Here is a 3,454-nt window from a genome sequence, read left to right on the forward strand (position 1 = left end):
ATAGCACAATGTCTCTCGGGGGCTACTCGCCCCCTGCCGACAGCACCCCCTCGGTGTTTTTCATACCTCTAGCAGCCATCGCAAATAAAATAGAATGCCAAATAAATTAAAAATCCTTATCTTTACCACCATAAGGCAAGTGTCAACCTAAAACAGATTTAGGAATAACAATGACAACCTCCGCTAAACTTAACTTCAGGAGCTGTCAACCAAAAGATTTTTTAACAAACAGAACTGTCAACCTTTTTCAGTACAGAGCATTTGAATTTTCCCTTATTGTATTTTTAATTTGTAGTATAGAAAATAAAATTTGTAGTATAGAAAATAAAATTTCTCCTTGACAAATTCAAAATAGGCCAATCCTGTAGTGCATCATATCTGCGTTATTTTCGTCCACAGATAGTGAAGTTGGTTTTCAAGCGATTCTCGAGGCTATAAACTGCGAAGAATTTTTACAATTTAAAAAGTAAACATTCAAAGCAGAGCAAAAAAACAGAGAGTCGTTCCTTTTGCTTTCGCAATTATTGCTGTCCGCTAAACTTCAAATCGTCACGATTTCCCTATCCGCCCTGCCAAACAATAGGCGTTGCGGATTTCTTTTTGGAAAAGTAAGCCCCCTTAGTCAAAGAGAGAAAATTCCATGGGGAGATTATCGTGGGTATCCAAGATATTCAACCAATCTTTTTCGGGGTGCTCGAAGTGACCCAAATCTGAATTTTGATGGCATTGCCACTCTCGCCGTAGAAATATCTGAGGGGAAAATTCTGTTTGAGCTGTTTGAAAAGTAATTCTATCTTCCACCTTTTGCGATAGATCTCAATGATGTCCTGAATAGACATTTCCATGTCATTGGTTAGCAGCGAGATCAGTTTTATTTTATGCTTCTTACAGTCAGTGTAGGTGATGATTCTTGCTCGGTGCTTTAACTCCTCACCTCCTTTGCCCCCTTCTTTTTACCGGTTTTAGGATGTCGCCCGACGCCTTTGAAAATGAGATTCGAAAAGAGTGAAATAGTCGTCGAATCGATGATTTGCAAACGTTTAATCACAGCATAGAGCATAGCAATCAAGTGTTGCCAAGCATCGAAGTGCTTAACATAGCGTTCTCCGCCGTTTTCATGACTGATGCGAAGAATTTGAGCTTTGTCGAGCAAACTTATAAGCTGACCGTACATCGGCTGTCCGGTAAAATTATTCCTCTCACATAAAATAAGGCTGAAGTCCAACTATGGACTTCAGCCTTTTGGTTTATCTTTGTTTTTTACCACAAAACTTGATAACCATGAACAAAGGTACTCATTTACTAGACAGCAATAATTTCTTAATAATTTATATAGAAAAATTATTCAAATGTCCCTACAGAGAAGCCCCAGTATCGATCTTCGTTACCTACATATATCGTCACTGCGGAGAAAACCAGATAGTATGCATTTCTATTTCCATGCGGTATTGTATTCAGCGACCAATATAGCCCTCCTACTCCAATACTTGCAATTGCCCCATTGTAGCTACTTCCTAACGCAGGCAGGTAGAAGTAGTTCTCTATTTCCGTGATGGAAGGAACACCTAATGTAAAAGAGTTATTCGTTACAACTTCTAAAAGGTTACGGAAATCTCTACCATCAGGTGCGGCATTGGCTAAGTCAGAGATGTTTTTACCATTTTCTTCGGCAATCTTGGCTTTCCGCTTGAACCACATACCACCTTTGTAAAGATGTGAATCTCTACTCCAGACATGCTCACTATCCCAATGAGGATTTCCTTTTAAACAATACCAAATCATTTCATTCACATTGGGACATGTCTGACAAGAGAATGAGGCTTGAGCACTATTGTTTATTGTATTAAACCAACGCGGATCTGCATCATTCCGTGCATAGTTGGAATTACTCTGTCCATTCACTATGGGATAATCGCTTACGCCATACCAGTAGTTCTGTTTGGCATCCCACATATAGTATTTGCGGTCGCTGTAATCCGTAGGCGTAAGGTTCGCAGTAATGTCATACACCTTGTTTGCCTCGAAGAGTTTACCAGTGGGCAGGGTCTTGGTGATTGCTCCCTCGACACCCGTCACTGGGTCTTTGATGTAATAGTCCACAGTGAGCGAGTGCGTACCAGGAGCAATGACCATATAAGCGGCATTGGTGGCCACACTCGTTACGGTGTTGCTCAGAGGGAATCCGTTGGGAAGCGTTGTTCCCTGCGTAGTAAGGGTGATTTCAGTAGCAGCATTAGCCGTAGGCGCAGAGGAAAGACCGGCCATTGAGAGGGTATAGTCGCCTGCAATGGCATTGTCCGACTTCACTACAATCTTTGTCAGAAACACATTCTTACCAAGCTCAGCATTTGTAACGCGGGGCAGGAAGCAGAGATAGGCGGCCTTGTGGTTGAGCATAAACTCAAAATGGTCGCCCACACGAGTAGCAGTAGATGTGCCGCAGTCGCCCACCCCACCTATATGTTTAGCGGTGTTGGGAGAGGTCTGGGTCTGAGATGTTGAGATAATCACCTTATCAGATGTAGCACCTGCTGCAGCACCGGTGTAATACACCTCGTAGGTGTTTTGAGCCGTATATGCACCTGGCACTTGGAAGCGTGCCCTGGGTTGAGTTGCAGAGATATTGCTCGTACTGCTCTTCTGCAAAGCATTGTTGTCGTCCTTTACATAGATGTTATCACCTAGTTCCCAATAGAAACGACTACCTGCAAGATAATCGTGACCACCCATAGAGGTACGCGGAGTATACTTCACTAAGCGATTGGGAGACACACTGGAAAAAGAGGTCAGCGCTGAAGAACTGCCACCGTCTGTCCCGTTGCCGCGTTCTATAGGCTCATCGCTTGCGCAACTGCCCATAAAGGCTAACATGCCTACGGCGAGAATGTTTAGATAGATTTTTGTTTTCATTGTCGTTCGTTGTTAATTTCTTACGTTTCGGATTATTACTTTGTTACTCTTTACAAAAAGGAGGATTCTCAATCCCACAAACTGGAATTGATCCATTCTTTCCGGGTGTCGCCCATAGAGCCGCCAGACTCACCGCTATTGTGCCCATTATCGCCACTATCGCCGAGATCGCCTCCAGAAGTGCCACCATTATGGCCACCTTCGAAGGATCCGCAAAGAGGCCTACCTTCACAGCTCGTGGCAATAGCACACGTTGTGGGCGGCAGGTATGCCCGTCTTCTTAATTGATTCTTGTTCATGTTTTTTTGGGTATATATATATATTGAATATTCTATAGTCTTTTCCTATCCTAAAAACCTAAAATGGATATTCATCTCTGCTCCTTCCGAACAGAAAAAAACTAAATAAAAGATATAGAGAGTCGGGCAAAAGAACTGTAGAAGAGTCCTTTTGCCTATAATTACTCTGCGAGCTTCTGCCGAGAGCGGTAATATAGAAAATACTAAATGAAGAGAATATAAGCGGAAGTACGCCTATACTATAT

General features: G+C 42.6%; 4 protein-coding genes. All 4 read right to left on the minus strand.

Annotated elements, in window-relative coordinates:
- Positions 1-671: 671 nt before the first annotated feature.
- Positions 672-908, minus strand: coding sequence for a transposase (locus FHS60_RS10390; protein WP_338081936.1), 237 nt, complete (start codon positions 906-908; stop codon positions 672-674).
- A 14-nt stretch (positions 909-922) separates the two neighbouring features.
- Positions 923-1,174 carry a DUF4372 domain-containing protein gene (locus FHS60_RS10395; protein WP_244957492.1) on the minus strand — a complete coding sequence of 84 codons (252 nt, stop codon included), beginning with the start codon at positions 1,172-1,174 and terminating at the stop codon, positions 923-925.
- Positions 1,175-1,341: 167 nt separating this feature from the next.
- On the minus strand, positions 1,342-2,910 hold the full coding sequence (locus FHS60_RS10225) for a hypothetical protein (protein WP_183698170.1): 1,569 nt from the start codon (positions 2,908-2,910) through the stop codon (positions 1,342-1,344).
- Positions 2,911-2,978: 68 nt separating this feature from the next.
- A complete protein-coding gene (locus FHS60_RS10230; protein WP_183698172.1) occupies positions 2,979-3,209 on the minus strand; it encodes a hypothetical protein in 231 nt (76 codons plus the stop codon).
- Positions 3,210-3,454 lie beyond the last annotated feature (245 nt).

This window comes from Alloprevotella rava (assembly GCF_014195585.1).
Taxonomy (GTDB): Bacteria; Bacteroidota; Bacteroidia; order Bacteroidales; family Bacteroidaceae; genus Alloprevotella; species Alloprevotella rava.